The organism is Nocardioides sp. CCNWLW239 (assembly GCF_037137035.1).
In the GTDB taxonomy this organism is placed as follows: domain Bacteria; phylum Actinomycetota; class Actinomycetes; order Propionibacteriales; family Nocardioidaceae; genus Nocardioides.
The window spans coordinates 964,349-991,297 of sequence record NZ_JBBBNW010000003.1; the positions used below are offsets into that span (position 1 = coordinate 964,349).

The window sequence follows — 26,949 nt, forward strand, 5'->3', positions numbered from 1 at the left end:
TGTCCACCAAGACAGTAGACTTAACGTGGGTCACACTCGCATGGTGTGCCACACGCCGAGACGTGTCACGGACTCGTCCCGGCGTGTGTTAAATGGGTGTGTTTCGCGAGGTCAGGTGAGGTCGCGCCGCCTCATCACCACCATCGCAGCGATCGCGGCGATCACCACGTACGCAGCGACGGTGATCAGCGCCCGCTCGCCCGAGACCGCGTCGAGAACTCCCGGTGTCCCGTTGGGCCCGCCGACGATCGCCCCGGCCAACGAACCTCCGGCGGTGCCTGGGAGTGCGGCGGTGACAGCCTCGACTCCCGAGAGCAGACCGCCGACGCCCCGCAGAAGATTCTCGACCACCAGCGACCAGACCAGCCCCAGCCCGACGGCGAGAGCGGGACCCTTGGCGAGCACACCGACCAGGAAACCGAGCAGTGCCCACATCTCCAGCACCAGGAACCCGGCTCCGAAGGAGCTCGCGAGATCAGCCAGGGCAGGCATGGTGATCGTCTGTCCCTCGCTCGCGGCGATCGCGACCGAGACACCGGTGCACAGCACCAGGGTCGCCGCCATCATCGCGACGACGAAGACCGTCACCGCGGCCAGCGACCCACCGACGGCAGCGCCCCGGCTCGGACCCTGGGTGAAGACGGTCTTCCAGGTGCCCCAGCCGAACCCGTTGCCGGCGACCAGTGCGCCGATCACCATCGCCAGGGCGCCCCCGAACATCGGCAGCCCGCTGATGATGACCTCCGGGATCGCGCTCGGCATCAGCTCGGCGAGCAGCTGGGCGCTGGTCGCGCCGTCCTCGGCGAAGTTCTCGTCACCCGTCTTGTACGCGACGTAGTTGAACACGTATCCGAAGGAGAGCGTCAGCGCCTGGCCGGTGCCGATGATCACCCAGATCGCCGGCCATCTGCGCAGGCGCAGCAGCTCGGCCCGGGTGCTGTTGGTCAGTGCTCTCAAGCTCAGTGTGTTCATGACACGAGCTCCTTTCCGGTGTCGGTGCCGGTCATCTCGAAGAAGACGTCCTCGAGAGAACGTTCTGCGGCGGTGATCTCGTGGACGTCGACGGACCGAGACACCAGACGACGTACGACCTCGGGTGCTGCCGAGGACGGAAGGTCGATCTCGAGCGTCTCGTTGCCGACCCGGCGTACGCCTTCGTCACCGGCCATCTGCATGACGACCGCCAGAGCGGTGTCCTCGGGGGTCGCCCGGACCTGGAGAGTGGCCCGGCCACGCAGCTCGGCCACCGTCGACTCCCGCAGGAGCCGACCATGGTTGATGACGCCGACGCGGTCACAGATCTCCTGCACCTCGGCCAGGATGTGGCTGGAGAGGATCACGGTCTGGCCGGCCGCGGCGAGCGAGACGACCAGCGCCCGCATGTCGGCCATCCCGGCCGGGTCGAGCCCGTTGGTCGGCTCGTCGAGCACCAGCAGGTCGGGGGAGCCGAGCATCGCAGCGGCGACCCCGAGACGCTGCTTCATCCCGAGCGAGTAGCCCTTGAAGGCATCTTTCGCCCGGTCGGCGAGGTCGACCATCTCGAGGACCCGGTCGACCTCGGTGCCCGGCAGTCCCTGGTAGCGCGCCATCGTGCGCAGGTTGTCGCGACCGCTCAGGTAGGGGTAGAAACCCGGACCCTCGATCAGGGCGCCGATCCGGGCGATGACGTCGGGTCGTCCAGCAGGCCGGCCCAGGACGCTGGCCGATCCGGCGGTGGGCCGGATCAGGCCGAGCATCATGCGCAAGGTGGTGGTCTTGCCGGCCCCGTTGGGGCCGAGGAAGCCGTACACCTCGCCGCGCTTGACGGTCATGCTGACCCGGTCGACGGCAAGCCTGTCGCCGTACCGCTTGGTCAGCCCGTCGGTCTCAACCACGAGTTCTTTCATGTCTCCCACGCTCCCGTGACCACGCTGGGTTGGCGTCGGCGTAGCGGAGGCTCCGGATTACGCGGATCTGCGTAGGTGATCGAACGCTGATGTCGTACGCCTCGGGCGCTCGCGCGAACTACGGTGTGTCCATGTCCTGGTTGCGCCGCCACCCGCTGCCGTGGCTGGTCGCGGTGTTCGTGGTGGTCGGCTCGCTGGCCACCGCCTCCCGATCCGACGCCGACGGCCCGACGTTCCTGGTCGCCGTGCTCGCCCTGGCAGGGATCTTCCCCGTCCTGCTGCAGAGGCCCCCGGGATGGGCCGTCACGGTCAGCGGCCTGTGCGTCGGGGCCTACTTCATGGCGGGGTACGCTGCCGGGCCCATCTTCTTCGTGCTTCCCGCCGTCACCTTCGCGCTCGCGTTGTCACTGCCGTTGCGTCGTTGGGTCGGCTGGGCGATCGGGGGCGCGGTGCTCGGTGTCACCGGGATGATGCTGAACCCCGACCGTCCGGGACTCGGGTCCCAGGTCGGTCAGGGTCCGCCCTGGGGATCAGGAGGCCACGGGCCGAGCCTCGAGGGCAACCTGTCGGTGTGGCAGGCCATCGGCCAGGTGGCGATCATCGCGGCCTGTGGTGCCATCGCGACCGCGCTGCGCTCCCGCAACGAGGCCCGCGCCCAGCGCCAGCGCCGCGTCGTCAGCGAGGAGCGGGTGCGGATGGCCGCGGACCTGCACGACGGTGTCGGCCACGGCCTGGCGGTGATCGCGATGCAGGCCGGCGCCGCCCTGCACGTGCTCGACCGCGACCCGGAAGCAGCCCGGCGCAACCTGGAGGCGATCCGGGCAGAGAGCAAGGAGTCCCTCGACCTGCTGCGCCGCCAGCTGGCCAGGCTGACCGAGACCGAGCCGCATGCCGCGGCGCCGCGGGCTCCCGAGCACGGTCTCGCCGACCTGCCGGCCCTGGTCGAACGGGTGCGCACCGGCGGTCTGGACGTCTCGCTCCGTGTCGAGGCGGACGCGGTGCCGGCGCAGGCGGAACGGGCGGCGTACGCGGTGGTTCAGGAAGGGCTCACCAACGTGCTGCGGCATGCCGAGGCCTCCCGGGCCGACGTGGTGGTCATCTCGACAAGCTCGATACAACGCTCGACAGACTCGACCCACGAGGGAAACGCCGACGAGCTGGTGGTGACGGTGACCGACGACGGGCGGGGATCGGACATGTCGAGCGCGAAGAGAGGTCCAGGGATGGGAATTGTGGGAATGCGGTCGCGCGTCGAGGCGCTTGGGGGCACCCTGGAGGCGGGGCCGGAGGTGCGGGGCTTCCGGCTGCGGGCTTCCATCCCGCTTGCTGGGTCCTCGGCGGGTGGCGCGGAGGGGCTGGCATGAGTCACCGTGATCGCACGCCGATCAGGGTTGCTCTGGTCGATGACCAGCCCCTGGTCCGGATGGGCCTGGCGACGATGATCGGTGCCGAGCCCGATCTCGAGGTCGTCGGTGAGGCCTCGGACGGCAGTGCCGCGCTGCCGATGCTGCGTCGCACCCGTCCCGACGTCGTGCTCTGCGACATCCGGATGCCGGTGCTCGACGGTCTCGGCATGCTCGAGCAGGTGACCCTTGACGCCTCGCTGGAGGACGTGCGCGTGGTGATGCTGACGACCTTCGAGCTCGATGAGTACGTCTTCGAGGCGCTGCGTCTGGGGGCGAGCGGATTCCTGCTCAAGGACGCGGAGCCGGTGGCGCTGCTGGACGCGATCCGGGTCGTCGCCGACGGTGGCTCGTTGCTCGCCCCGACGGTGACGAAGCGGGTGATCGAGGAGTTCGGCTCCTCTCGACGGGCCGCCAATCCGCATCCACGGCTGGGGGACCTCACCGAGCGCGAAAGGGAGATGGTCGCCTGGGTGGCCACCGGCCGATCCAACGCGGAGATCGCCGCCGAGCTCGTGGTCAGCCCGGACACGGTCCGCACGCACGTCTCGCGTGCGATGGTGAAGCTGCATGCCCGCGACCGCGCCCAGCTGGTCGTCTTCGCGATCGAGTCGGGCCTGAAGATCTAGCCAGAGGATCTGGCTCGAGTATCTAGGCGGCCAGCGGGACGCTGCCCGGCATCACGACCGGCGCGCACGAGCAGGTGTCGCTGCAGGCCAGGTAGGTGTGCACTTCGTGGCCGCATCGCGGGCACGGCAGGAAGTGCGACATCGGGAAGCTGCGTACGTTGGTGTTCTCGGGGTTCTGAGCCGTGTCCCACATGACTTTCTCCTATCCTGCCGATGTTTGTCAGGCACAGCGTGCCTTCACCTACTCCACGAGTGTGCGCGCCCGAATTCGACACTTTTTCGTCGACACGCGGCAGATTCATCAAAATGGGAGGATCGGACGGTGACGACGAAGGCCGACCAGACGCAGCGACTGCGAGACCTCAAGCTGCTGCGCAAGGTCAAGGACCGCATCGACCGGGAGTACGCCCAGCCGCTCGACGTGGAGGCTCTGGCCGCCGGCGTGCACATGTCGGCAGGTCACCTGAGCAGGGAGTTCAAGAAGGCCTACGGTGAGCCGCCCTACTCCTACCTGATGACCCGCCGCGTGGAGCGGGCGATGACCCTGCTGCGGCGCGGTGACCGCAGTGTCACGGACATCTGCTTCGAGGTCGGCTTCTCGTCGCTGGGCACGTTCTCGACCCGGTTCAGCGAGCTCGTCGGGATGTCGCCGAGCGTCTACCGCGACAAGGCGACGATCGATGGGGCCGGCATCCCGCCATGCGTCTCGAAACAGGTCACCAGACCGGTCAGAAATCGAGAAGCGAAAGTGCCGGACCCCTACATAGGTTGAGGTCCATGGACATCACCATCTGCCACAGCTACCTGCCGCACACCGACCCGGAGGCCTCGTTGAGGTTCTACCGCGACCTGCTGGGATTCGAGGTGAGGAAGGACGTCGGCTACGAGGCGATGCGCTGGCTCACGGTCGGACCGCCGTCACAGCCCGAGATCAGCATCGTGCTCTACCCGCCCAACGCCGACCCGAACGTCACCGAGGAGGAGAGCAACGTCGTCCTCGAGATGATGGCCAAGGGCACGTTCGGCAGCATCATGCTCTCCTCGCCGGACATCGACGCCGCCTTCGAGGAGATCCAGGCCGGCATCGACGCCGCCGGCGGCGAGATCATGTCGGAGCCGACCGACCAGGACTGGGGTATGCGGGACTGCTCCTTCCGTGACCCCGCCGGCAACACCGTCCGCCTCCAGCAGATCAAGTGAGCCGGAGAAAATGTGCGCGCCCGGGTTCAACCCTCCGGCTAGCCTGACCGCCATGAACGATGCCAGCACGGCCGAGCACGATGCCGACACCCACGACCTGATCCGCGTCCAGGGCGCCAGGCAGAACAACCTCAAGGACATCTCGGTCGAGATCCCGAAGCGCCGCCTGTCGGTGTTCACCGGCGTTTCCGGATCCGGGAAGTCGTCGCTGGTCTTCGGCACGATCGCAGCGGAGTCGCGGCGACTGATCGACGAGACCTACTCGACGTTCATCCAGGGCTTCATGCCGAGCCTGCCGCGGCCCGAGGTCGACGCGATGGAGGGTCTGACCACCGCCATCCTGGTCGACCAGGAGCGGCTCGGCGCCAACCCGCGCTCGACGCTGGGCACGGTCACCGACGCCCACGCGATGCTGCGCTCCCTGTTCAGTCGCCTGGGCGACCCGTACATCGGCGGACCGACCGCCTTCTCCTTCAACATCCCCACCACCCGCGCGAGCGGAGTGATGACCGGCCCGAAGGGCGAGAAGACGATCGTCAAGGACGCGGTCTACCTCGGCGGCATGTGCGCCGAGTGCGAGGGCCGCGGCACGATCTCCGACCTCGACCTCTCGGTCATCATCGACGAGTCGAAGTCACTGGTCGACGGGGCGATCCTGGTGCCGGGCTACACCGCCGACGGCTGGATGGTGGCCGCGTTCAAGGTCGTCGTGCCCGAGGACGTGCCGGTCAAGGACCTCACCGAGGAACAGCGCCACGACCTGCTCTACGCCGAGCCCCGCAAGATCAAGCTCGAGGGCATCAACGCGACCTTCGAAGGCCTCATCCCGAAGATCCGCAAGTCGATGTTCAGCAAGGACGTCGAGGCGCTGCAGCCCCACATCAAGAAGTTCGTCCAGGCGGCGGCGGTCTTCAAGCCGTGCCCGGCCTGCGGCGGCACCCGCCTCAACGAGTCGGCGCTCTCCTCCAAGATCCGTGGCAAGTCGATCGCCGACGTGTGCGCGATGCAGGTCACCGACGCCGCCGAGTGGCTGCGGAGCATCGACGAGCCGGGGGTCGCACCCCTGGTGGCCGGGCTGCTGCACCTGTTCGACTCGTTCGTCGAGATCGGCCTCGGCTACCTCTCCCTCGACCGGCCCTCGGGAACCCTGAGCGGCGGAGAGGCGCAGCGTACGAAGATGGTCCGCCACCTGGGCTCTGCGCTGACCGACGTCACCTATGTCTTCGATGAGCCGACCGTCGGTCTGCACCCGCACGACATCCAGCGGATGAACAAGCTGCTGCTCGACCTGCGCGACAAGGGCAACACCGTCCTCGTCGTCGAGCACAAGCCGGAGACGATCGCTATCGCCGACCACGTGGTCGATCTCGGTCCGGGGGCGGGCAGTGACGGCGGCACGATCTGCTTCGAGGGCACCTACGAGGGACTCGCCGCGGCCGACACGCTCACCGGGCGCCACCTCGGCCACCGCGCCTCGGTGAAGGAGACGGTCCGCGAGCCGAAGGGCTATCTGGAGATCCGCGGGGCGACCTCGCACAACCTCCGCAACGTCGACGTCGACATCCCGCTCGGCGTGCTGACGGTGGTCACCGGTGTCGCCGGCTCGGGGAAGTCCTCGCTGATCCATGGCTCCATCCCCGCCAGCGCCGACGTCGAGTTCGTCGACCAGAGCGCGATCAAGGGGTCCCGGCGGAGCAACCCGGCCACCTACACGGGCCTCCTCGAGCCCATCCGCAAGGCGTTCGCGAAGGCCAACGACGTCAAGCCGGCGCTCTTCTCGGCCAACTCCGAGGGCGCATGCCCGACCTGCAAGGGCAACGGGATGATCTACACCGAGCTCGGTTTCATGGAGACCGTCGCCTCGCCCTGCGAGGACTGCGGCGGCAAGCGGTTCCAGCCGCTGGTGCTCGAGTATCGCCTCGGCGGGCTCAACATCGCCGAGGTGCTCGACCTGTCGGTCTCGAAGGCGCACGCGTTCTTCTCCGAGGACGAGTCGAAGGTGCCGGCGGCCGCCAAGATCCTGGGGCGGATGAGCGACGTCGGCCTCGGCTACCTCAAGCTCGGCCAGCCGCTCAACACCCTCTCCGGGGGCGAGCGGCAGCGGATCAAGCTGGCCATGCACCTGGGAGAGAAGGGCGGGACGTACGTTCTGGACGAGCCGACCACCGGCCTCCACCTCGCCGACGTCGACAACCTGCTCGCGCTGCTCGACCAGCTGGTCGACGCCGGCAAGTCGGTCATCGTCATCGAGCACCACCAGGCCGTCATGGCTCACGCCGACTGGATCATCGACCTCGGCCCGGGCGCGGGTCACGACGGCGGGCTGGTCGTCTTCGAAGGTACGCCCGCCGAGCTCGTCGCGAAGAGGTCGACGTTGACCGGTGAGCACCTGGCTGCGTACGTCGGGGCGTGACCCCGAGGTAGCGGGTGGCGCGAATCACGCCTGTTTGCGGGTATCTGGATGCGGTCGAGGTAGAGGGTCACGCTTAGTGTGAATTGGTTGCAGCATCAATCAAGGAGCACCCGAGTTGACCCTCTACCTTCCCGAGCACAGGCAGAGCACGGCAGTGGAGATCACGCCGGTGCGGGAACGTCCGGCGCCGGTCTGGCCGCGCGGGCTGGTCGCCACCGCCGTCGCCGCGATCGCGACGACACTGATCGCCGTGATCGCCAAGGTGGCCGGCGTCGACTTCGGCAGCAGCCTCGGTGACGTACCGATCTCCGCGTTCCCGATGCTGACCGTCTACTGCTCACTGATCGGCATCATCATCGCCGAGGTGACGATCCGGGTCGCCAAGCTGCCGCGCTCGACGTTCCAGATCACGGCCATCGTGCTCACCGGGCTCTCCCTGATTCCCGACGTGCTGCCGTTCTTCGAGTTCGACCTGGCCTTCGTCGGCGTGCTGTGCTTGACGCATGTCGTCGCCGCAGCGATCGTGGTTCCGATGATCGCCATGCGGATGGAGGAGCGGCGCGGTCTCGGACTGCGCACACCTGCCCACCGCCGATAAAGGACGGAAACTGTCCTGAATCGGTGTCAGGGTGGTGCCATGCCAACCGAAGCAAGCACCAGTCAGACCCGAACCTTCCAGGTCACCTTCGACGCGCACGACCCGCGCGCACTGTCCACCTTCTGGCGCGACATCCTCGGATACGTCCACCCCGGCCCGCCGGGAGTCGAGGTGCCCGAGGGCACCGATCCGCTGGACGCCTGGGACGCGTTCCTCGAGCAGGTCGGAGTGCCGCCGGAGGAGCGCAACAACGCCTCCGCGATCGAGGATCCCGCCGGCACCGGCCCGCGGGTCTTCTTCCAACGCGTGCCGGAGTCGAAGACGGCGAAGAACCGCGTCCATCTCGACGTCCGGGCAGCGCCCAGGTTGGTGGGGGAGGAGCGGATGGCCGCGCTGGAGGCCGCGTGCGAACGTGCCGTCGCGCTCGGCGCCACCCGCGTACGCCGCTTCGAGCCCGAACCGCCGATGAGCAACGGCTTCATCGTCATGCAGGACCCCGAAGGAAACGAGTGGTGCCTCGACTGAGGTTCTTTCCGGGCTGCCGTCGCTGGAGCTCTCCGCCCTCTTTGCCCGGGCGGAGAGCTACGGCACCGGCCTCGGTCACCGGCTGTTCGAGGCCGTGATCGGGGCGTCGGCGGCGTACCTCTGGGTTCTCGACGGCAACCAGCGCGCCACGGCGTTCTACGAACGTCAGGGCTTCCGGTTCGACGGCATGACCACGACCGAACCGGTCGGCGTCGAGCGCCGCATGGTCCGAACCTAGGGGTTCGAGGCCCGGCGGGCGAGCAGCGTCGAGTCGTCGATCTCGACCGGGATCCCGTCGCGGATCGTCAGGCGGGGGCGCTGCTCGACCACGACCGGCTCGAACCCGTCCGGCAGCCCGGGGACCAGGTCCGCGGCGAGGAACATCGCGTCGTGATGACTGTGGCGCGCAAAGACCTCCGAGGGCGCATGCCCGACGATCAGCAGATGGCCTCCGGGCGCGACCGCGGTGGCCAGGCGTCCGGCGACCTCGACCATGCTCCCGTCGGGCGTGTGCAGGAAGTGGCACGTGACCAGGTCGAACTCTCGACCACCGGCGTCGAACGTGCGGGCGTCGACCTGCCACCAGGACGTACGCTCCGCCACCCCGGCCTCCTCGGCGTGACGCTTCGCCCGGGACAGCCCGTTCGCCGAGAAGTCTGCGCCGGTGACCGTCCAGCCCTGCTGCGCCAGCCAGATGACGTCACCGCCCTCCCCGCAGCCGACGTCGAGCGCCGTCCCCGGCGCCAGCGCGGAGACCTCGGCGACGAGCTGCGGGTTCGGGTTGCCGCTCCAGACCTTCTCCTCCCCGGCGTAGCGCTCCTCCCACGACTCGGGCTCGAACATCTCGCGTCCCTCGTGCTCGCTCATGGGACCAACCTACGCACATACGTCGCGCCGAACTGGCAACTCGAGAGGTAACCTCGGACCGTGACGTTCGAACGAATTACTGTGCATCCTGATCGGATGGGTGGGGTCCCGACCATCAGGGGGATGCGCATCCCCGTAGCGACCGTCGTCGCGATGGTCGCGGACGGAATGACGATCGACGAGATCGTCGATGACCTACCTGACCTCGTCGCCGAAGATGTGTCTGAGGCCCTCCGCTATGCAGCCGAGGCTGTGCGTGAGCGCGAACTGCCGTTGCGCCCAAGCGCATGAGACTGCTTCTCGACGAGAACCTCTCCGAGAAGTTGGTTCCCCTGCTCGTAGCGGGAGGGAATGACGTCATTCATGTTCGACAACTCGGACTCGCTGGGACGTTGGATCCAGACGTACTCGAACTTGCGAAGCGCGACGAGCGCATCCTGGTCTCCGCCGACACCGATTTCGGCACGCTGCTGGCGAGGACGCATGCAACGTCCCCGTCTTTCGTCCTGATCCGGCGTTTGGTTGGCCGACGAGTCCACGAGATCGCGCGCGTGGTCATCGATAATCTTGACGATGTCGAGGAAGACCTGCTCGCCGGTGCGGTCGTCGTCATCGGCGAGGAGACGATGAGGATCAGGCGACTGCCGATCGGATGATCGCTCGTCAGCGATACTCTCACCCATGCACGCTCTCGTACGCCGCCCCTCGCCCCGCCTCGCCGACGGCCTCGTCACCCACATCGAACGGACCCCGGTCGACGTCGATCTCGCCGTCGCCCAGTGGGAGGCGTACGTCACCGCGATGCGCTCCGCGGGCTGGACCACCCACGAGGTCGATCCCGCCGACGACTGCCCGGACTCGGTCTTCGTGGAGGACACCATGGTCGTCTTCGGTGACCTGGCGGTGATCAGCCGGCCGGGCGCGCTGAAGCGGCGTCCGGAGATCGTCGCCGCCGAGGAGGCGGTCCGGGCGCGGGGTTACCGGATCGCCCACATCGAAGAGCCCGGCACGCTCGACGGCGGTGACGTGCTCAAGCACGGTGACACCGTGTGGGTGGGGGAGGGCGGGCGTACGAACGCCGAGGGGATCGCCCAGCTCCGGGCGCTGCTCGGCCCGCTGGGTGCCGAGGTCGTGGCCGTGCCGGTCTCGAAGGTCCTCCATCTGAAGTCTGCCGTCACGGCGCTGCCCGACGGCACCGTGATCGGCCATGAGCCCCTTGTCGACGACACGGACGTGTGGGGAGCCCGGTTCCTGCCGGTCCCGGAGGAATCGGGCTCCCACGTGGTCGTCCTGGACGACGACACGCTGCTGATGGCCGCCTCGGCACCGCTGAGCAGGGCGATGTTCGAGGAGCGCGGCTACACCGTCGTCGCGGTCGACATCTCCGAGTTCGAGAAGCTCGAGGGCTGCGTCACCTGCCTGTCCGTGCGGCTCCGGGAAGCTCAGGGCTGAATCGGCATCGTCGCGCAGTTCGAGATGGCGGGGAGACCGCTGACGCGGTCGGTGACCCAGTTGACGGCCGCCGTCTGGTCCACGAGGAGCGGGGAGATGTGGTTGGTGATCAGCCCGTCGCCGAGGTTGGGCATGACGACCGCCTGATAGGTCACCTTGGCTCCCCGACCGCACCAGTCGACGGCCAGCTGACGGGACTGCTCGTGCGGGACGATGTCGTCCTCGGTGCCCGTGGCCACCCGCACCGGGACCCGGGGAGCCTGGTTCCCGATCTTCTGCTCGTCGATGATCGCCCGCACCGTCGGCTCGCGCTCGATGATGTCCTCGAGGCTCTCTCCGGTCCTGGTCCAGCTGGTGCTCCGCTGGAAGGGGTAGCTGATGATGCCGTCACCGACACAGGCCGTCGACAGGTCCTCGAGCGCTGCCTGACCCTTCTCGTTGAGGTTCTCGTCCAGGATCGGCCGCAGGTCCGGGTGGGACTGGGCGAGACCGTTGATGGTCCAGCCGAGCGCAGCGACGAGCGCCGACCCGTCGATGCCTTCTGCGGTCGCCCGCAGGTCGGCCGGCGGCGCGCCGACGTAGGCACCGACCAGCCGGACGTCGGGAGCGTACGCCGGCGCAAGCTCAGCCGCCGACCCGGTGGCACCACCGCCCTGGCTGTAGCCGTAGAGCGCCACCCGTGAGGTTGCGGTCACCGACGAGTCCGGCACCGAGCGCGCTGCTCGCGCCGCGTCGAGGACGGCGTGGCCGCCGTCGACCCGGTCGACGTAGGTGTGGAGCCGGTCGGTCGCACCCAGGCCGACGTAGTCGGTCACCATCACCGCCATGCCGCGCGCCAGCATGCGGTAGATCCCGATGTCCTCATAGCCCACCGAGACGGTCTTGCCGTTGAACAGGATCGGTCGCTCGAGGCCGAGCGAGGCCGAGCACTGGTCGCCTTGACCCATCGTGCCGGGCGCGACGACCACCAGCGGCCGGTCGCCGGCGCCGAACCAGGGGGCGAACGGCTCGATATAGGCGCCGGTCACAGCTGCTGGGGCGCCGTTGTTGTCGGTCGTCTTGTACATGACCCGGGTCGCGGTGCCGGGCAGCGACCCGATGCCCGGGATCGACAGCCCGGCGCCGAGCCGCAGCGGCTCGGTGCGCACCAGCTCACCGTTCGCCTCGGGGAGGGTCGACGGCGGGTCGTAGAACGCCGGGATCTCCACGCCGCGCGAGACCGCGGTGGGGATGGTTCCGCCGGCTGCGGTGGCGGGGGAGGCCGGAGCGAGGGCGGTGACCGTCAGGGCAGTGGCCAGCACGCCGAGGGCGCAGACCGTTCTCGATGCGGGCAGAGACATGGGGGAACTCTCCTCACGTGAGCGGGACGACTCCGTCCCGGGTTACTGAAGAGTAATGTGAGGCCGCTCACGTCGACAAGAGTTTGAGTCAACATTCGTACACCGAAAATCAGGTCGGGAGGACCGGCTGGCGCAGGATCGTCTTCAGCGTGGCGGGATCGGCACGTCGCGGGTCGCTCAGATAGATCTCGTGGTGCTTCCCGGTCAGCCGCAGCCCCTGGTCGGGGACGAACCGCTGGTGCATCTCCTCGAGCACCGGGCCCTCGGCGTCGTACGGCCCGATGTGCAGCGTCTGCACGCAGGTGCCCTCATCAAGCGTCTCCCAGCGGACCTTGTCCAGGCTCGCCGGACGATCCTTCGCCGCCACGGTCGCGATCGCCTCCTCGAACAGCCGCTCGGTGATCCAGTCAGGGGTCATGATCATCGCGGTCCAGTCCCATCGGGACTTGTCGCGCGCCCGGGTGAACGCGTCCATGTCCTCGGCCCACCACAGCGCTTCCAGCGGCGGCACCACGTAGTCGCGACCGTCCTTCTTGCTGGCGAACTTGAGCGTGTACGCCACCGGGTAGAGGGCCGCGAGCGCGTCCGCGTACTCCTGAGCCGTGTTGGGATCGCCATGTCCGTCGACCATCAGGTAGGGGAGTGGCGGCATCTGCAGGACACGGAACTCACCCCGGCGCGCCCGATAGCCGTCGAGCGTCTTCTTCAGATCGGTCTTCGTCGCCATGGAGACATGATTACGCTCCAGAGCATGGCAACCGTGGAGGACGTGCGCTGGCTCGGCTCGAGCCTCGAACGCTCCTATGAGGTGTTCGTACGCGGTCGGCTGAAGTTCCGGGTCGGCTCGATCGTCTACGTCGCCTTCTCCCTGGACGAGACCGAGATGGGCTTCGGCTTCCCGAAGGAGGAGCGAGCCGGCCTGGTCGCCGGAGCGCCCGAGAAGTTCCACCTGCCCCGGGAGTCGGAGATGCGGTTCAACTGGGTGGAGTCGTCCCTGGCCGCCCTCGACCCGATCGAGGCGTGCGAGTTCGTCGTCGACGCCTGGCGGCTCTGCGTACCGAAGAAGGTCGCGGCCGCCTACGACCTCACCCATCCCGACGGCCCCGGGCCGGACCACCCGATGAACCGATGACGGACCGAGCCCGCGAACGCCTCGCGACCGAGCGCCGACAGACCCTCACCCGGCTCGCCGACCTGACCGACGACTTCGATGCCGTCGTCGCGGCCTCACGGGATACCAATGCCGACGACGAGCACGACCCCGAGGGCGCGACGATCGCCTTCGAGAGGTCCCAGGTCCAGTCGGTCGTACGCCAGGTGCGCCGGCATCTCGATGAGGTCGACGCGGCGCTGGAACGGCTGGATCAGGGAACGTATGGGACGTGCGAGAGCTGCGGCAGGCCGATCGGCGAGGGTCGCCTCGAAGCACGCCCGGCGGCACGCACCTGCATCACCTGCGCCGCCAGGCCCTGACCTCGACAAGGAGAAGATGTGTCGCATCCCGAAGAGCCGGTCCTGCTGTGCTGCCTGCTGTGGGCACACACCGGAGAGGCCGAATCACTGCACGCCTACGAGGACCGAGTCCTTCAGCTGATCCAGGAGCACGGGGGAGAGGTGGTCCAGCGAGCGCTCGCCGACACCGCTGGGCAGCCGGACGAGGTCCAGCTGTTCCGGTTCCCCGGCCAGTCCTCGCTCGACGCCTACCTGAACGACGAGCGGCGTACGTCGCTGTCCGCCGAGCGCGACGCGGCCGTCGCCCGCACGGAGCTGTTCCCGGTGCGCTTCTGAGCCGGTTACTCTCAGCCCATGATGGTTGCTGTGGCGTTGGTGTTCGCCGGCTTGGCTGCGTTGGTGCACGTCTACATCTTCGTGATGGAGTCGCTCACCTGGACGAGCGCGAAGACGCGCGCCGTCTTCGGAACGACCCTCCAGGAGGCCGAGGCAACCAAGGAGATGGCGTTCAACCAGGGCTTCTACAACCTGTTCCTGGCGATCGTCACCGCTGTGGGCATCGCGCTCCTCGCCGGCTCCGCTGATGCTGCCGGCACCGCCCTGGTGCTCGCCGGCACGGGGTCGATGGCCGCCGCCGCGATCCTCCTGTTCGTCACCTCGCCCGACAAGCGCGGCGCTGCGCTCAAGCAGGGAGTCGTTCCGCTGCTCGCGGCCGCTGCGCTCGTCATCGGCTCGCTCGCTTGATCCATGCGAGGCTCAGGCTGACAGCCGACCCTGGAGCACCAGGCTCCAGGCGAGACAGCCGAAGGCCGCAGTGGTGGCGAGGGTGCGTACGAGGTTCCAGCGGGCCCACCTCGCCTCGTCGAACGCCTCTCGGACAGCGGCGAGATCGGAGATCCGGTCCGGTGCCCCGGCGGCCTTGAGGGCGTCGTTGAGCGGGAGATGGACGGCGATGGTGAGGACGAAGGCGAGCAGGTAGAGAGCGAGCGCCACCACCACCCACACCAGCAGTCGGCGCTGACCGGCCCCGAAGGACAGTGCAGCCGCCAGGGCGGTCAACACGAGCGCGCCGAGGAATCCACTCACCATGAACCAGGGGTTGATGATCGCGCGGTCGAGTGCTTGGAACGAGCCGACGAACGTGCGGTCGTCCGTGGTGGCCAACCCCGGCATGATCGTGTGCGCGTAGAGCGCGAAGTAACCTGCCATCAGACCCATCGTCATGGTCGCGGCGAGCAGTGCCAGGGTGCGGAGATCCTCGATCACGGAAGCCAGACAATCGGGTTTCCACGGGGGAGGCCATCGAATTACGGTCGGCCGCGCCGGTGCCGGCCGCGCTGGTCACGCATCTCGACGAGATCGTCGTGGATCCTGCGTGCGCGGCGCCGTTCCAGCCTCGCCAGCAGGAACCCGGCCGCGGCTGCGAGCACCATCAGCACGAAGAGCACCACGACCGTGGCACCCACCATGTCCAGTGCAGAGCTCGCCATGGAGGGCTGGTACCCGATCCCGACTGCGCCCATGCGCAGCCGGTGCCCCGATGGTCTGCTGGTCAGCCAGTGAGCCGGTCAGCCGGTCTGGCGTGACTCGGCACGGTCGAGGAACTCCAGGAGCAGCTGGTTGGTCTCCTCGGGGCGCTCCTGCTGGACCCAGTGTCCGCACCGGGGGAGGACCACCGATCGAGTGAGCCCGGGCAGGGTCTGATCGAAGCGCTCGATCTGGCGGCGTCCGGTGATGGCGGGGCCGTCGAACTCGCCGGCGACGAAGAGCGACGGCACGCTGATCGGAACGTCGCTGAAGACCGCCAGATCCTCCCAGTCGCGATCGATGTTGCGGTAGCGCGCGAGTGGGCCGAAGAAGTCGGAGTCGGCGAACTCGCCGGCGTAGACGTCGAGGTCTTCCTCGTTCATCCATGCAGGCATCTGAGCGGGATAGCGGAACTGGTCCGAGAGCCGGTCGCCGCGCGGAACCAGCCCGAGCGCCCCGCGCGGGTCGCCGCCGGCCTCGAGCACGCCTTCGCCCGAGATCGAGTAGTAGATGCCGAGAAGCCAACGGCGTACGTCGGGAAGGATCTCCGCCTCGACGACGCCCGGAGCCTGGAAGTAGGAGATGTAGAAGTCCTCGTCGTCACCGCCCGCCTGGGCCATCGCCTCGGTCGGACGGCGGCGTCCGGAAGGACTGAACGGCACCGACAGACCGGCCACCGCGGTGAAGACGTCCGGCCGCAGCTGTGCCGAGGTCCACGCGATCGGAGCACCCCAGTCATGACCCACGATGGCGGCGGTCTCCGCGCCCAGCGTGCGCACGAGAGCGACGTTGTCACCGACGTGGCGCAGCATCCGGTAGTCCTCGATGGCCGTGGGCCGCGAGGACCCGCCGTAGCCACGTACGTCGATCGCGACCGCCCGGTAGCCGGCCTCGGCGAGCGCGGCGAGCTGATGGCGCCAGGAGTACCAGGACTCTGGGAACCCGTGCACCAGGACCACGAGCCGGCCATCGGCCGGGCCCGTCTCCGCCCAGTGCAGGTCGATTCCGTTGACGTGCTCGGTGCGGTGAGTTACAGCGGTGTCGGCCACGGCGCGAGTCTGCCACCTCGCTTGATTTCCGCGATAGTACCCCCTATCGCAGAAATGTTCGAAAAGACTGTAATATCGGGGGATGTGAGCGTACCTGACGATGCAGTGATGTTCGGTGATGTCGTCGAGGACTTCCTGACCGACCGGGCCACGCTGACCCGGCGAGGTCTCAACGACAAGTCACGCAGCGCCTACCGGCAGGACATCGCCGCCTGGGCCCGTCAGCTGCACGTCGACGCCGGTGGTGATCCCGACGCCGACGTCCTGGCATCGGTCCCGATCTCGGCGCTGACCGATCAGAACGTACGCATCGCCTACAGGTCGCTGCGCGAGAGCTCGGCTGCGGCGACCTGTCAGCGCCGGGTCGGCACGCTGCGGCTCTTCACTCACTGGCTGCAGCTCGAGGGACACCTGCTGGTGGATCCCACGTTGCGCATCGAGGCGCCCGAGCGGCCCAGCCGCCTGCCGGCCGGCTGGAGCGTCGACGAGCTCCGGCGCCTGGCGCGGGTCGCCTCGACGCCACGCGAGGGCACCGACCGGCGGCGATGGCCGGCGCGTGACCGGGCGATCTTCGCGGTGCTGGTCACCACCGGCGTACGAGCAGCGGAGCTGTGCGGGCTCACCGTCGGCTCCATCCGCCGCGAGCCCGACGGAGAGACGCTGGTGCGGGTCATCGGCAAGGGCGACAAGCAGCGCAACCTGCCGCTGCCTCCCGAGGCCGTGGACGCCGTCGACCTCTATCTGACCGAGCTCGAGTCCCGTTTCGGTGCTCGCGACGTGGCGGACCACCTGTTCGTGCTGACCTCCGGCAAGCAGCTGCGTCCCGGTGCACTCAACCATCTGGTCGAGACCTGGATCCGGCTCGCGGGCGTCCCGAAGCAGCCTGGCGAAGCCGCACACGCCTTCCGGCACAGCGCCGCCAAGGGACTGATCCGTTCCGGCGTACCGGTGCCGGCGGTCCAAGGGCTGCTCGGCCACGAGGACCTCAAGACAACAGGGATCTACGTCAAGGCGACCGCCTCGGACACCCGTGACGCCGTCCTGCTCTCGCCTGCGCGCGAGGTGCTGCGGGACACGGCGGAGGCGTTCGAGCCGCCCGGCTCAGACCACTAGGGCTTGACCGCGCGGGTTGCGATGTAACCGGGCAGATGCTGCGCCGTGACGTCGGCGTGGTGCGGAGCCTCGGTGAGATGAGTCAGGATGAAACCGGCAGCGAGCTGCCCGCCGATCTGCTCGGTCAGCGAGTGGCTGTACTCGATCGGCCCGTCACCGTAGGCGCGCAACCGGTCGTCCTCGGAGAGATCGAGCGAGCTGAAGGGCAGCCGGTGGCGCACCACCAGCTCCCGTCGGTCGAGCGCCACCTCGTCGAAGATGTAGACGTCCGGGTTCATGAACCCGGTCAGGAGCGTCCCGCCTGGACGCAGCACCCGGCGCGCTTCCGCCCAGACCGGCTTCAGGTCAGGACAGAACAGGGTCGACACCGGATTGACGATGACGTCGAAGGCAGCGTCCTCGAAGGCGCTGAGATCGCGCATGTCGCCGAGGACGGTACGCAGCACCAGACCCTCGCGAGCGGCCACCTCGTCGTCGCGCGCCAGCTGTTTGGGCGAGTTGTCGAACACGGTCACCGTGGCGCCCGCTGCGGCGAGGACCGGGCCCTGCTGACCACCGCCCGACGCCAGGCAGAGCACTCTGATGCCGGCCAGGTCGTCAGGAAACCAGGTTCGCGGCGTCGGCTCGTGGCCGATGAGAACGACAGACCAGTCGCCTTCACGTGCCCGAGCGATGATCTCCGGACCCACCGGCCGAGACCATTCGTTGTCGTTGTCGACCAGGTCGTCCCAGGCGACGCGGTTGTGTGCGACCGGGTCGAAGTCATCCGTCACAGCAGCGCACTCTAACCGCCTCTCTCGACAGCCGCTCACGATGACGGATGTCGCCGATAATGCGCATTATGTCAATCTGAACAGGAATGCCTCGGAGAATCCCTCCCCTCGACGGCTCGACCCTGCCCAGAATGAACAGGTGACGGAGCCCCATCCGGCCGCAGCTGCATTCTTCGCAGCCGTCGGCCCGCTGCGCGAAGCCGCGCCCAGACAAGCCGAGATCATCGAGTCGGTCGACTGCGGCAGCTACACACGCGACAAGATCACCTACACCGCTGGCTCCGGGGTCGACATCCCTGCGTACCTGTGTCGCCCGAAGAATCTGATCAGCCCTGCACCTGCGGTCTTCTGCCACCATCAACACGCCGGCAACTTCGCGCTGGGCAAGAGCGAGTGCGTCGGCCTCGCGGGGTGATCCGAACCTGGCCTACGCCTCAGAACTTGCCGAAGAAGGATTCGTGACGATCGCCCCGACGCGATCGGCTTCGAAGAACGGAACTGGAGCGCCGATGGCGCCCGAGACGTCTCCTGGTTCGAGCTGTCTCGCCGCCTGCTCCACGGCCGGACACTGATGGCAGACTGCCTCGACGAGATCTCAGTCGGACTCGACCTCCTCACCACGCTCGATGAAGTCGATCCGAGCCGACTCGGGTTCATCGGACATTCCTACGGTGGCCGGATGGCCCTGTTCGCGCCCGGATACGACCATCGAGTTCGCGCGACCGTGTCGAACTGTCAGTGCATCCCCTACCGTCTCACCTTCACGGAGGACACCGGATGCCAACCCGAGTTCGTCCTGCCGGGGTTCGCCGAGCAGTTCGACATCGATGACCTCTTCGCGGCGTACCCTTCGGAGACCCAGCTGCTGCTGTCTGTGGGCACCGAGGACAGATGGTCTCGGGGCTATCTCGAGGTCTTCGAACGCGCCCGTGAAGCGCTGTCCGAGCGGGCACGTCTCCGCGCGTATGACACGGGTCATGGCTTCTCCCCCTCGATGCGCCGCGCCGCGTACGACTTCCTCCACCGCGCACTGGCATGACTACGAGAGAGGGTCCGAGCTTGTGAATCTTTCACAAGCTCGGACCCTCCCTCGTAGTCAGCGTGGCGGAGCCAGCCCGAGGAACTCGCACACTCCCCCGAACGCCCCCAGCGAGCTAGCGCGTCGCGCGCTCGTGGATCGCGTCGGCGAACGGGCTCCACCGGAACCACGACGGCAGGGACCGGACGAGCCGCGGGGCGCCGGCGACGGTGATCAACCCGTCCGCCACGGACTTGTCCCAGTGACAGAAACCGTTGAACACGTCGGATAACGCGCCTGTCGTCGCCGTGACGAGCAGATCGGGCTCGAACCCCGGGTGCTGCGTACACACCGACGCCTCACCGCGGTCCAGGACGATCCAGATGGTCTCCGGCTTCGGAGCGGTGTGGTGCAACTCGATGACGGTCCGAATGGGCGGGAACCGCTCGGGCCGGATGCGCCGATGCATCCACCAGGTCAGCGTCACCGGGTCGATGTCGTGCGGACGGATGTCGTCGAACAACCATTCGATCGCCCACTTCCCCAGCGCATCCACCACCCGTTCCATGTCCTTCCCCGCCGGCGTCAGGTGGTACTCACTCCCCTTGCCCGTGGGTGACGGCCACGTCTCGACGACGCCCATACGCTCGAGGTGGCGCAGACGTTGGACCAGGAGTGATCGCGAGATGCCGGGCATCCCCCGGGCGATGTCGTTGAAACGTACGTTGCCCAGGACCAGCTCACGGATGATCAGCGGCGTCCAGCGGTCCGCGATGACTTCGCTGGCCATCGCGACCGGGCAGTAGTGGCCGTAGTCGGGCATGTTCGCATCGTCCCACCGCTGTCGGATGGCCGGAAGTACGAAATCTGTACCGGCGAGGTGGCATCTCTGGACTGGTGGCCGGCGACCGCTGCGGCTGACGCTGGCGGCATGACAACCATCAACGAGCTTCGCAAGAACGTCACCAGGGTCATCGCGCCCGAGGACCCCGACTACGACGCTGCCCGAGGCGTCTGGAACGGGATGATCGACCGTCGTCCGGCGGCCGTCGTGCAGGCCGATGACGTCGCAGACGTCATCGCCGCGGTGAACTTCGCCCGCGACACCGGCCTGCCGCTGGCCGTTCGCGGAGGCGGGCACAGTGCACCCGGCTTCGGGACGATCGACGGCGGCCTGGTCATCGACCTCTCCCCCATGAACTCCGTCCAGGTCGACGCCGACGCACGGATCGCTCGCGTCGGCGGCGGTGCCACCCTGGCCGATCTCAACGACGCCACGCATACGCACGGCCTGGCCGCGCCTGGCGGGATCGTCTCGACGACCGGTGTCGGCGGACTCACGCTCGGCGGCGGCATCGGCTACCTCACCCGCGGTTTCGGCCTCTCGATCGACAACCTCCGCTCCGCCGACGTCGTCACCGCTGACGGGCAGCTCCGGCACGCCAGTGCGTCCGAGAACCCCGATCTGTTCTGGGCGCTTCGAGGGGGTAGCGGCAACTTCGGGGTCGTCACCACGTTCGAGTTCGACCTGCACCCCGTGGACCAGGTGGTCGTCGGCCTCTTCTTCTACGAGCTGGAGCACGCCGGCGACCTGCTGCGTCTCTTCCGCGCCTGGGTCACCGAGGCGGACGAACGCTGCGGCGGCTTCCCGGCGTTCCAGGTCGCCCCTCCCCTGCCCTTCCTCCCGGAGGAGCGCCACGGCGACACGTTCTGCGCAGCCATCGTCCACTGGAGCGGCCCGGTCGAGGCGGGCGAGGCGGCGATGCGGCCGTTCCGTGACCTCGCGCCGCGGGTCGGGGAGATGGTCTCACCGATGCCGTACCCCTGGCTCAACAGCGCGTTCGACGAGCTCTTCCCTCGCGGCGTACGCAGCTACTGGAAGGGCAACTACGTCACCGAGCTGACCGACGAGGCCATCGAGGTGCACCTCGCGCACGGCCCGAAGGCGCCGAACGCGAGCTCGACGATGCACCTGTACCCCATCAACGGTGCCGCCTCCCGCGTCGGCGCGACAGACACCGCGTTCTCCTACCGTCACGCGACGTTCTCGACCGTCATCGTCTCGGCCTGGCCGGACGCTGCCGACGACGCCGCCCACATCGCCTGGGTGCGCGACTACGCCGCCGCGCTCACGCCGCACTCCGAGGCCGGCGGATACGTGAACTTCATGTCCGAGGACGACCAGGGCCGCGTCACCGACACCTACGGCAGCAACTACGCGCGGCTCAGGGAGATCAAGCGCACCTACGATCCGGGAAACCTGTTCGGCCACAACCAGAACATCGCGCCCTAGGAGTCAGCGCCGGGACGATCCTCACCCTCACGCAGCGCGAGGATCGTGCGCGCATCGGCGGCGGTCGCGACGACGAGCGCCGACGCGGCGACCTTGGGCCCGATGGAGCCCTCCTGGCGTGCGAGGTGTGCACAGTACGCCGCGATCGCCACGTTGAGCCCGGCTCGGGCCACCATCCAGGGCAGCCGGCGCCTGCCTGCCAACAATCCGGGCACCAGCGCCAGGTCTGCTGCCCCGATCACCCGCAGCGCTGTGGGATGGTCGCCGAGCTTCAGCGTCCGGCCCACCCACTCCGGCTTGAGGAGGATCGCCGCCCCGATCGGCAGCGTGGCCATTCCGACGACGGCGGCCGAGCGCCGCGCACTCTCAGAGTCCATGGATCCATCTTGTCCGACGGACGGGTGAGCAGGCCCAGCATCACCTGATATTTTCCAGACATGATGTCCAGAAACGCGGATCTCAACGCAGGAATCGTCGCCTCTGCCGACGCGCTCGCTCCCGACCTCGTCGAGCTCAGGCGGCGCATCCACGCCGAGCCCGAGCTCGGACTCCACCTGCCCGCGACGCAACGCCGGGTGATCGACGCGCTGGCCGGCCTGGACCTGGAGATCACCGTGGGGCGGTCGCTCTCGTCGGTGACCGCGGTGCTGCGCGGTGCGCGGCCGGGCCCGACCGTGCTGCTCCGTGCCGACATGGACGCTCTGCCGATCACCGAGGCGGTCGATGTCCCCTACCGCTCGACCAACGGCGCGATGCATGCCTGCGGTCATGATCTCCATGTCGCCGGTCTGGTCGGCGCCGCCAGGCTGCTCGCCGAGCACCGTGCTGAGCTTCCCGGCAGCGCGATCCTGATGTTCCAGCCCGGCGAGGAGGGGCACGGCGGAGCGAAGCTGATGCTCGAGGAGGGCGTGCTCGATGCAGCAGGGAGCCGGCCGGTGGCGGCGTACGCGATCCATGTGGGCAACGCGCCTCGTGGGATCTTTCTGACCCGTCCCGGCACCGTGACCGCGAGCTCGACACACCTGAAGATCGACCTCACCGGACGTGGCGGACACGGCTCCCGGCCCCACGAGGCGCTCGACCCGGTCCCGGTCGCGGCCGAGATCGTGCTGGCCCTGCAGACCTATACCGCGCGCCGCTTCGACTCCTTCGACCCGGTCGTCATCTCCGTGACGAACCTGACCGCCGGCAGCGGCGCCGACAACGTGATCCCGGCGTCGGTCGAGCTGACCGGCACCGTGCGGACCGTCGAACCGAACACACTGTCCAGGATCGAGCACGAACTCCCCCGACTCGTCGAAGGCATCGCCTCCGCGCACGGCCTGCAGGCGACAGTCGCGCTCGACACCGGCTACCCGAGCGTCGTCAGCGCCGAGACGGTCACCACGCGCGCGATGGAGACGCTGCGGAGCGCCTTCGGGCCGCGGGTGGTCGAGGTGCCACGGCCGACGATGGGCGCGGAGGACTTCTCCTTCATCAGCCAGCAGGTGCCGACCACGATGGTCCTGCTGGGTGCCGCTCCCCACGACGAGGCCGCCCCCAACCACTCCCCTGACGCCGTCTTCGACGACAGCGTCCTGGGTGATCAGGCGGCAGCCCTCGCATTGCTGGCGGTCGATACCTTGACGGCCGAGCAGTCGTGACGCGGTCCGGCTAGGAGGCATTCAGCGCCGGGGCACGTCCGTCGACGGCCCCGGCGCCTCCCGATCACGAAGCCGGCTGGGTGACCGCCTCCGCACCCGCGTCGATGCGAGGACGACGACCGGTCATGCCGGGGACGAGTGCGGCCGTGACGGTGAACAGGATCGTGGCGACCCAGACGACGCTCATCCAGCGCTCCCAGCCGCCGGTCGCGTCGACCACGCGCGGGGCGAAGAGGACCGTGGCCAGGATGAGGGTGCGGTTGAGCAGATGATTGAGGCCGAAGGCGCGACCCTGGATGTCGGGGTGCACCTCTTCGACGTGCTCGGAGAAGCTCGCCATCCACGGCCCGAAGATCGCCGCGAGGGCCACGCCGATGCCGATGAACAGGACGACCACCACGGCCGAGGAGGCATCGCTCCCCCGGCCCATGAGCGCCAGGAAGGCGCCGACGAAGACGGACGCGGCGAGGCCGCCGCCGACCAAGAACACCTTGCGCTTCTGCGTACGGTCCGAGAAGCGGGCGAAGACCAGGCTCAGCGCGAGGTTGCTCAACCAGAAGACCATCGTCATCGCCGAAGCAGCGCGCACCGAGACGCCGAACTGCTGGACGAGCATGGTCTGGGCGTAGGCGTTCATCGTGGCGAGCAGGACGTAGAGGAACGACATCGCCAGGACGTGGGTCCAGAAGGCGCGGCGCACGAGGAGGAAGAGCAGGCCGGTGCGGCCCTGGGGTATCTCGACGGTGTGGGACTCGTGCTCCGTGAGACGTACGGCTCGACGGACCTCGGGCGACAGGTCGCGCAGGGTGAGGGCGATGACGATGGCGCCGACCAGGGCGGCGCCGGCCATGATGAACAGCTGCGAGCGCCACTGGTTGTCGAAGACACCCAGGGTCGCCGAGGCGACGGCGGCGGCGAGGAAGTTGGCGCCCACCGATCCCCAGCTCCAGAACGCGAAGGCCTGGGCTCGTCCCATCCGCGGGGTGAAGTCACGGATCAGCGGCTGCGTCCCGGCGACGGCGACGCCTTCGACGAAGGCGAGCAGGATCCGGGCGAGCGCGAAGTGTCCGACGGAGTCGGAGGTGGCCATGAACAGGCAGGCGGCCGCGGACAGGAACATGAACGGGACCAGGATCCGCACCCGGCCGACACGGTCGGCGAGCTCGCCGCCGATGTAGCCGGCGAAGGCACCGAAGATCAGCGATGCGGCCGTGATGAGGCCGTAGGTCTTGAGTGACATCCCGAGGTCGTCGAGCAACAGCGGGAGCACAGGGGCCAGCTGGCCCTCGAAGGCCGAGATGAACAGGGCGAGCACGACGACGGCGAGCAGCACACGACGGCGCGCTCCGACTGGGTACTCGGTGAGCAGGGTGCGGTAGGACACGGGGATCCGCCCTTCAGGTGTTAGACAGAGCGTCTAGTAACAGTCATCACGTCCGACTGTAGGGTGAGTGACCCGCGCCACACAAGACACCGTGTCCATGTTCAGCGCTCGTCCGGGTCGAATCCGGTCGCCCAGAAGCGCCCGCGACGGGAGAGCTCGACGAGCGTGTCGACGACCTGGTCGGTGGCCGGCCGCGGCTCGGGCGCATCGAGCCACCACAGCAGCACCGCCATCTGCTCGCCGACCCAGGCGCGCGCCAGGACCTGGAGATCGACCCGCGGGCGCACTGCGTTGGCCTTCACGCGCGCCGAGAAGGTCTCATGGGCCGTGGTGCTCCACGCGTCCTCGAAGGCTCGCAGGCCGCGGCCGTCGCCTTCGCCCCGCAGGATCATCCGGTACGCGTCGGGCTGCTCGGTCGCATGCCGGAAGACCTCGGCCACGGGTTGTCCGGTGAACCCGGCATCCTCCGGGGCGAGCACCTCGGCCAGCCGCTCCTTCAGATCGTGGAGAACTGAGGAGACCACGTGGTCGTAGAGCGCCTCCTTGTCCTTGAAGTGCGTGTAGAACGTCGCCCGCCCGACGTCGGCGGCGGCGACGATGTCCTCCACCGTCACCGCGGCGTAGCCACGTTCGAGCACCAGGGAGACGAGCGCGTCACGGAGCGCTCCTCGCGTTCGCCGGCTGCGCCGGTCCTCAACCACCGTCATGGGCACTGTTCTAGCATTTTGCCGGACGGGTGGACTGTTTCTGGACACGCTGTCTATGATCTCGGGTGACCGCGCTCACAGCAGCGACCCCGACCACCAGGAGGGCATCCGTGAATCTCGGTAGCTATCTCACCCGCACCGCGAGCTTCACCCCCGACGCCACCGCCCTGGTCTCCGGCACCGACCGATGGACCTACCGCCAGCTCGAGGACGACACCAACCGTCTCGCCGCTGCCCTCATCGCCCGAGGTTGCGCTCCGGGCACTCCGATCGCCACGCTGGCCACGAACCGAGGCGAGCTGGTCGTCGCGGAGATGGCGATCTGCAAGGCCGGGGCGCTCCGGGTGCCGATCAGCGCCAGGCTGGCAGCTGCCGAGGTCGAGCACGTGCTGCTCGACGCGGACGTGAAGGTGATCTTCGCCGGCGGCGCGCACCTCGACCTGGTCCGCAAGATCGTCGACGCCCACCGCCTCGACTGCCTGATCGTCGATCTGGACAACAGCGCGGCCACCGGACCCGGCGTGACGGCGTACGACGCCCTCCTCGGCGAAGGCGCTCTCGACCCGGTCGCGGTCGATGTCGACGAGGACGCCCCGGCCGTCCTCAACTTCACCTCCGGCTCCACGGGCACGCTGAAGGCGGCGGTCCAGACCGTCGGCAACCGGCTGGCCAACATGCGCAAGCTCGCCATGAACCCCTATGGCTCACTCTCCGCCGAGGCTGTCTATCTCGCGCCGGGGCCGATCACCCACGCCAGCGGCATGGTGATCCTCGGTTGCTTCTTCCGCGGCGCGGCCGGGGTCGTTCTGCCTGCGTTCGATGTCGAGGCCTATCTGGACACCCTCGAGCGCGAACGGGTGACCCACACCTTCGTCGTGCCGGTCATGCTCAACCTGGTCCTCGCCTCCCCCACCCTGCGCGACCGTGATCTGTCCGCCCTGCAGAGCATCACCGTCGGCGGCGCCCCGATCAGTCCGGCGCGGCTGCGTGAGGCCGTCGAGGCGTTCGGCCCGGTCGTCAACCAGGGCTACGGGCAGGGTGAGACGACCAGTGCGATCACCTTCCTCAGCTCCGAGGACGTCGTCCGCGGCATCGAGTCCGACCCCGAGCTGCTGCTCTCCTGCGGGCGTCCGGTCTACGACACCGAGGTGATCGTGGTCGACGACGACCACAACCCGCTGCCCGCCGGCGAGATCGGTGAGATCGTCGCACGCGGCCCGGACTGCGTTCGCGAGTACTTCCACGCGCCGGAGGCGACTGCCGAGACCTTCCGCGACGGCTGGGTGCACACCGGGGACCTGGGCCGGATCCGCGAGGACGGGTTCGTCTTCATCGTGGACCGGAAGAAGGACATGATCATCTCCGGCGGTTACAACGTCTACTGCTCCGAGGTCGAGGCCGCGCTCTACGAGCACCCGGCGGTCAGCGAGGCCTGCGTCGTCGGTGTCCCGAGCGAGAAGTGGGGCGAGACCGTCAAGGCGTACGTCTGTCTGGTCGCCGGGGCAGCCGCGACCGAGGACGAGCTGCGCGACTTCTGCCGCACCCGGCTCTCCGGGGTGAAGGTGCCCCGGATCATCGAGTTCGCCGACGCGCTCCCGGTCAACCGCAACGGCAAGGTCGACCGACGCGCGCTGCGCGAACGCGACTGGGCCGGCACCGAGCGGAAGGTCGGCTGAG

Annotated in this window: 35 protein-coding genes; 21 read left to right on the forward strand and 14 right to left on the reverse strand. The window is 68.4% G+C overall.

Annotation, left to right across the window (positions count from 1 at the left end; all coding sequences use genetic code 11):
- Positions 1-111: 111 nt before the first annotated feature.
- Together WBG06_RS16440 and WBG06_RS16445 are read right to left on the reverse strand one after the other, a co-directional pair.
- Positions 112-972: an ABC transporter permease gene (locus tag WBG06_RS16440; protein ID WP_336737947.1), complete on the reverse strand. Its 861-nt coding sequence runs from the start codon at positions 970-972 to the stop codon at positions 112-114.
- Entirely contained in the window at positions 969-1,886 is a 918-nt protein-coding gene (locus WBG06_RS16445; protein WP_336737948.1) for an ABC transporter ATP-binding protein, read from the reverse strand. The genes WBG06_RS16440 and WBG06_RS16445 overlap by 4 nt, the downstream gene beginning before the upstream one ends.
- A 131-nt stretch (positions 1,887-2,017) precedes the next feature.
- On the opposite strand from WBG06_RS16445, the gene WBG06_RS16450 reads away from it, so the two are divergent.
- Both WBG06_RS16450 and WBG06_RS16455 read left to right on the forward strand, forming a co-directional pair.
- Positions 2,018-3,250: a sensor histidine kinase gene (locus tag WBG06_RS16450; RefSeq protein ID WP_336737949.1), complete on the forward strand. Its 1,233-nt coding sequence runs from the start codon at positions 2,018-2,020 to the stop codon at positions 3,248-3,250.
- Entirely contained in the window at positions 3,247-3,918 is a 672-nt protein-coding gene (locus WBG06_RS16455) for a response regulator transcription factor (RefSeq protein WP_336737950.1), read from the forward strand. The genes WBG06_RS16450 and WBG06_RS16455 overlap by 4 nt, the downstream gene beginning before the upstream one ends.
- Positions 3,919-3,940: 22 nt before the next feature.
- On the opposite strand, the gene WBG06_RS16460 is transcribed toward WBG06_RS16455, so the two are convergent.
- Positions 3,941-4,111: a hypothetical protein gene (locus WBG06_RS16460; RefSeq protein ID WP_336737951.1), complete on the reverse strand. Its 171-nt coding sequence runs from the start codon at positions 4,109-4,111 to the stop codon at positions 3,941-3,943.
- A 129-nt stretch (positions 4,112-4,240) separates the two neighbouring features.
- Here WBG06_RS16460 and WBG06_RS16465 point away from each other — a divergent pair, with 129 nt between their 5' ends.
- The 6 genes from WBG06_RS16465 to WBG06_RS16490 all read left to right on the forward strand — a co-directional run bounded on the left by WBG06_RS16465 (position 4,241) and on the right by WBG06_RS16490 (position 8,892).
- Entirely contained in the window at positions 4,241-4,690 is a 450-nt protein-coding gene (locus WBG06_RS16465) for a helix-turn-helix transcriptional regulator (RefSeq protein WP_336737952.1), read from the forward strand.
- A 5-nt stretch (positions 4,691-4,695) separates the two neighbouring features.
- On the forward strand, positions 4,696-5,118 hold the full coding sequence (locus tag WBG06_RS16470) for a VOC family protein (protein WP_336737953.1): 423 nt from the start codon (positions 4,696-4,698) through the stop codon (positions 5,116-5,118).
- Between the two features lie 52 nt (positions 5,119-5,170).
- Positions 5,171-7,531, forward strand: a complete 2,361-nt coding sequence (locus tag WBG06_RS16475; protein ID WP_336737954.1) for an excinuclease ABC subunit UvrA — start codon at positions 5,171-5,173, stop codon at positions 7,529-7,531.
- A 115-nt stretch (positions 7,532-7,646) separates the two neighbouring features.
- Positions 7,647-8,129: a DUF6069 family protein gene (locus WBG06_RS16480; protein WP_336737955.1), complete on the forward strand. Its 483-nt coding sequence runs from the start codon at positions 7,647-7,649 to the stop codon at positions 8,127-8,129.
- 39 nt (positions 8,130-8,168) lie between these two features.
- Positions 8,169-8,654, forward strand: a complete 486-nt coding sequence (locus WBG06_RS16485; protein ID WP_336737956.1) for a VOC family protein — start codon at positions 8,169-8,171, stop codon at positions 8,652-8,654.
- A 22-nt stretch (positions 8,655-8,676) separates the two neighbouring features.
- Positions 8,677-8,892: a GNAT family N-acetyltransferase gene (locus WBG06_RS16490; protein WP_336738076.1), complete on the forward strand. Its 216-nt coding sequence runs from the start codon at positions 8,677-8,679 to the stop codon at positions 8,890-8,892.
- On the opposite strand, the gene WBG06_RS16495 is transcribed toward WBG06_RS16490, so the two are convergent.
- On the reverse strand, positions 8,889-9,521 hold the full coding sequence (locus tag WBG06_RS16495; RefSeq protein WP_336737957.1) for a class I SAM-dependent methyltransferase: 633 nt from the start codon (positions 9,519-9,521) through the stop codon (positions 8,889-8,891). The two genes, WBG06_RS16490 and WBG06_RS16495, sit on opposite strands and share 4 nt — an antisense overlap.
- Before the next feature lie 60 nt (positions 9,522-9,581).
- Here WBG06_RS16495 and WBG06_RS16500 point away from each other — a divergent pair, with 60 nt between their 5' ends.
- Genes WBG06_RS16500 through ddaH form a run of 3 tightly spaced genes read left to right on the forward strand, consistent with a single transcriptional unit; the run spans position 9,582 to position 10,973 of the window.
- Complete coding sequence (locus WBG06_RS16500; protein WP_336737958.1) at positions 9,582-9,812, forward strand: DUF433 domain-containing protein; 231 nt, start codon at positions 9,582-9,584, stop codon at positions 9,810-9,812.
- The gene (locus WBG06_RS16505; protein WP_336737959.1) at positions 9,809-10,177 is read left to right on the forward strand and encodes a DUF5615 family PIN-like protein; all 369 of its coding nucleotides are present in this window, start codon (positions 9,809-9,811) and stop codon (positions 10,175-10,177) included. Before WBG06_RS16500 ends, WBG06_RS16505 begins: the two co-directional genes overlap by 4 nt.
- A 25-nt stretch (positions 10,178-10,202) precedes the next feature.
- Positions 10,203-10,973 carry a dimethylargininase gene (ddaH, locus tag WBG06_RS16510; RefSeq protein WP_336737960.1) on the forward strand — a complete coding sequence of 257 codons (771 nt, stop codon included), beginning with the start codon at positions 10,203-10,205 and terminating at the stop codon, positions 10,971-10,973.
- Here the strand turns inward: ddaH and WBG06_RS16515 are convergent.
- Together WBG06_RS16515 and WBG06_RS16520 are read right to left on the reverse strand one after the other, a co-directional pair.
- Positions 10,964-12,313: a lipase family protein gene (locus WBG06_RS16515; RefSeq protein ID WP_336737961.1), complete on the reverse strand. Its 1,350-nt coding sequence runs from the start codon at positions 12,311-12,313 to the stop codon at positions 10,964-10,966. The genes ddaH and WBG06_RS16515 overlap by 10 nt on opposite strands.
- Before the next feature lie 109 nt (positions 12,314-12,422).
- Positions 12,423-13,040, reverse strand: coding sequence for a GyrI-like domain-containing protein (locus WBG06_RS16520; RefSeq protein ID WP_336737962.1), 618 nt, complete (start codon positions 13,038-13,040; stop codon positions 12,423-12,425).
- Between the two features lie 24 nt (positions 13,041-13,064).
- On the opposite strand from WBG06_RS16520, the gene WBG06_RS16525 reads away from it, so the two are divergent.
- From WBG06_RS16525 to WBG06_RS16540, 4 genes are read left to right on the forward strand one after another with little or no spacing between them, the layout of a single operon-like run.
- Positions 13,065-13,445: an MmcQ/YjbR family DNA-binding protein gene (locus WBG06_RS16525; RefSeq protein WP_336737963.1), complete on the forward strand. Its 381-nt coding sequence runs from the start codon at positions 13,065-13,067 to the stop codon at positions 13,443-13,445.
- Positions 13,442-13,786 (forward strand): TraR/DksA family transcriptional regulator, encoded by a 345-nt coding sequence (locus WBG06_RS16530; RefSeq protein ID WP_336737964.1) that lies wholly within the window; start codon positions 13,442-13,444, stop codon positions 13,784-13,786. The genes WBG06_RS16525 and WBG06_RS16530 overlap by 4 nt, the downstream gene beginning before the upstream one ends.
- A gap of 18 nt (positions 13,787-13,804) precedes the next feature.
- Entirely contained in the window at positions 13,805-14,101 is a 297-nt protein-coding gene (locus WBG06_RS16535) for a hypothetical protein (RefSeq protein WP_336737965.1), read from the forward strand.
- A gap of 18 nt (positions 14,102-14,119) precedes the next feature.
- A complete protein-coding gene (locus tag WBG06_RS16540; RefSeq protein ID WP_336737967.1) occupies positions 14,120-14,509 on the forward strand; it encodes a DUF1304 domain-containing protein in 390 nt (129 codons plus the stop codon).
- A gap of 12 nt (positions 14,510-14,521) precedes the next feature.
- Here WBG06_RS16540 and WBG06_RS16545 read toward each other — a convergent pair whose 3' ends face one another.
- The 3 genes from WBG06_RS16545 to WBG06_RS16555 all read right to left on the reverse strand — a co-directional run bounded on the left by WBG06_RS16545 (position 14,522) and on the right by WBG06_RS16555 (position 16,341).
- Positions 14,522-15,031 carry an anthrone oxygenase family protein gene (locus WBG06_RS16545; protein WP_336737968.1) on the reverse strand — a complete coding sequence of 170 codons (510 nt, stop codon included), beginning with the start codon at positions 15,029-15,031 and terminating at the stop codon, positions 14,522-14,524.
- 41 nt (positions 15,032-15,072) lie between these two features.
- The gene (locus WBG06_RS16550) at positions 15,073-15,255 is read right to left on the reverse strand and encodes a hypothetical protein (RefSeq protein WP_336737969.1); all 183 of its coding nucleotides are present in this window, start codon (positions 15,253-15,255) and stop codon (positions 15,073-15,075) included.
- A gap of 78 nt (positions 15,256-15,333) precedes the next feature.
- The gene (locus tag WBG06_RS16555; protein ID WP_336737970.1) at positions 15,334-16,341 is read right to left on the reverse strand and encodes an alpha/beta fold hydrolase; all 1,008 of its coding nucleotides are present in this window, start codon (positions 16,339-16,341) and stop codon (positions 15,334-15,336) included.
- A gap of 84 nt (positions 16,342-16,425) precedes the next feature.
- On the opposite strand from WBG06_RS16555, the gene WBG06_RS16560 reads away from it, so the two are divergent.
- Positions 16,426-17,454 (forward strand): tyrosine-type recombinase/integrase, encoded by a 1,029-nt coding sequence (locus tag WBG06_RS16560; RefSeq protein ID WP_336737971.1) that lies wholly within the window; start codon positions 16,426-16,428, stop codon positions 17,452-17,454.
- Here WBG06_RS16560 and WBG06_RS16565 read toward each other — a convergent pair.
- Complete coding sequence (locus WBG06_RS16565; protein WP_336737973.1) at positions 17,451-18,227, reverse strand: class I SAM-dependent methyltransferase; 777 nt, start codon at positions 18,225-18,227, stop codon at positions 17,451-17,453. The two genes, WBG06_RS16560 and WBG06_RS16565, sit on opposite strands and share 4 nt — an antisense overlap.
- A gap of 40 nt (positions 18,228-18,267) precedes the next feature.
- On the opposite strand from WBG06_RS16565, the gene WBG06_RS16570 reads away from it, so the two are divergent.
- Together WBG06_RS16570 and WBG06_RS16575 are read left to right on the forward strand one after the other, a co-directional pair.
- Positions 18,268-18,642 (forward strand): hypothetical protein, encoded by a 375-nt coding sequence (locus WBG06_RS16570; protein ID WP_336737974.1) that lies wholly within the window; start codon positions 18,268-18,270, stop codon positions 18,640-18,642.
- A 264-nt stretch (positions 18,643-18,906) separates the two neighbouring features.
- Positions 18,907-19,266, forward strand: a complete 360-nt coding sequence (locus WBG06_RS16575) for a hypothetical protein (protein ID WP_336737975.1) — start codon at positions 18,907-18,909, stop codon at positions 19,264-19,266.
- 115 nt (positions 19,267-19,381) lie between these two features.
- On the opposite strand, the gene WBG06_RS16580 is transcribed toward WBG06_RS16575, so the two are convergent.
- Positions 19,382-20,068 carry a winged helix-turn-helix transcriptional regulator gene (locus WBG06_RS16580; protein ID WP_336737976.1) on the reverse strand — a complete coding sequence of 229 codons (687 nt, stop codon included), beginning with the start codon at positions 20,066-20,068 and terminating at the stop codon, positions 19,382-19,384.
- A 108-nt stretch (positions 20,069-20,176) separates the two neighbouring features.
- Between WBG06_RS16580 and WBG06_RS16585 the strand changes: the two genes are divergently transcribed.
- Positions 20,177-21,538, forward strand: coding sequence for an FAD-binding oxidoreductase (locus WBG06_RS16585; protein ID WP_336737977.1), 1,362 nt, complete (start codon positions 20,177-20,179; stop codon positions 21,536-21,538).
- Here WBG06_RS16585 and WBG06_RS16590 read toward each other — a convergent pair.
- Positions 21,535-21,915 (reverse strand): hypothetical protein, encoded by a 381-nt coding sequence (locus WBG06_RS16590; RefSeq protein WP_336737978.1) that lies wholly within the window; start codon positions 21,913-21,915, stop codon positions 21,535-21,537. The two genes, WBG06_RS16585 and WBG06_RS16590, sit on opposite strands and share 4 nt — an antisense overlap.
- Positions 21,916-21,975: 60 nt before the next feature.
- Between WBG06_RS16590 and WBG06_RS16595 the strand changes: the two genes are divergently transcribed.
- Positions 21,976-23,181: a M20 metallopeptidase family protein gene (locus WBG06_RS16595; RefSeq protein ID WP_336737979.1), complete on the forward strand. Its 1,206-nt coding sequence runs from the start codon at positions 21,976-21,978 to the stop codon at positions 23,179-23,181.
- A gap of 64 nt (positions 23,182-23,245) precedes the next feature.
- On the opposite strand, the gene WBG06_RS16600 is transcribed toward WBG06_RS16595, so the two are convergent.
- Together WBG06_RS16600 and WBG06_RS16605 are read right to left on the reverse strand one after the other, a co-directional pair.
- Entirely contained in the window at positions 23,246-24,565 is a 1,320-nt protein-coding gene (locus WBG06_RS16600; RefSeq protein ID WP_336737980.1) for an MFS transporter, read from the reverse strand.
- Positions 24,566-24,666: 101 nt separating this feature from the next.
- Positions 24,667-25,272: a TetR/AcrR family transcriptional regulator gene (locus WBG06_RS16605; protein ID WP_336737981.1), complete on the reverse strand. Its 606-nt coding sequence runs from the start codon at positions 25,270-25,272 to the stop codon at positions 24,667-24,669.
- 110 nt (positions 25,273-25,382) lie between these two features.
- On the opposite strand from WBG06_RS16605, the gene WBG06_RS16610 reads away from it, so the two are divergent.
- Positions 25,383-26,948, forward strand: coding sequence for a class I adenylate-forming enzyme family protein (locus WBG06_RS16610; protein ID WP_336737982.1), 1,566 nt, complete (start codon positions 25,383-25,385; stop codon positions 26,946-26,948).
- Position 26,949 lies beyond the last annotated feature (1 nt).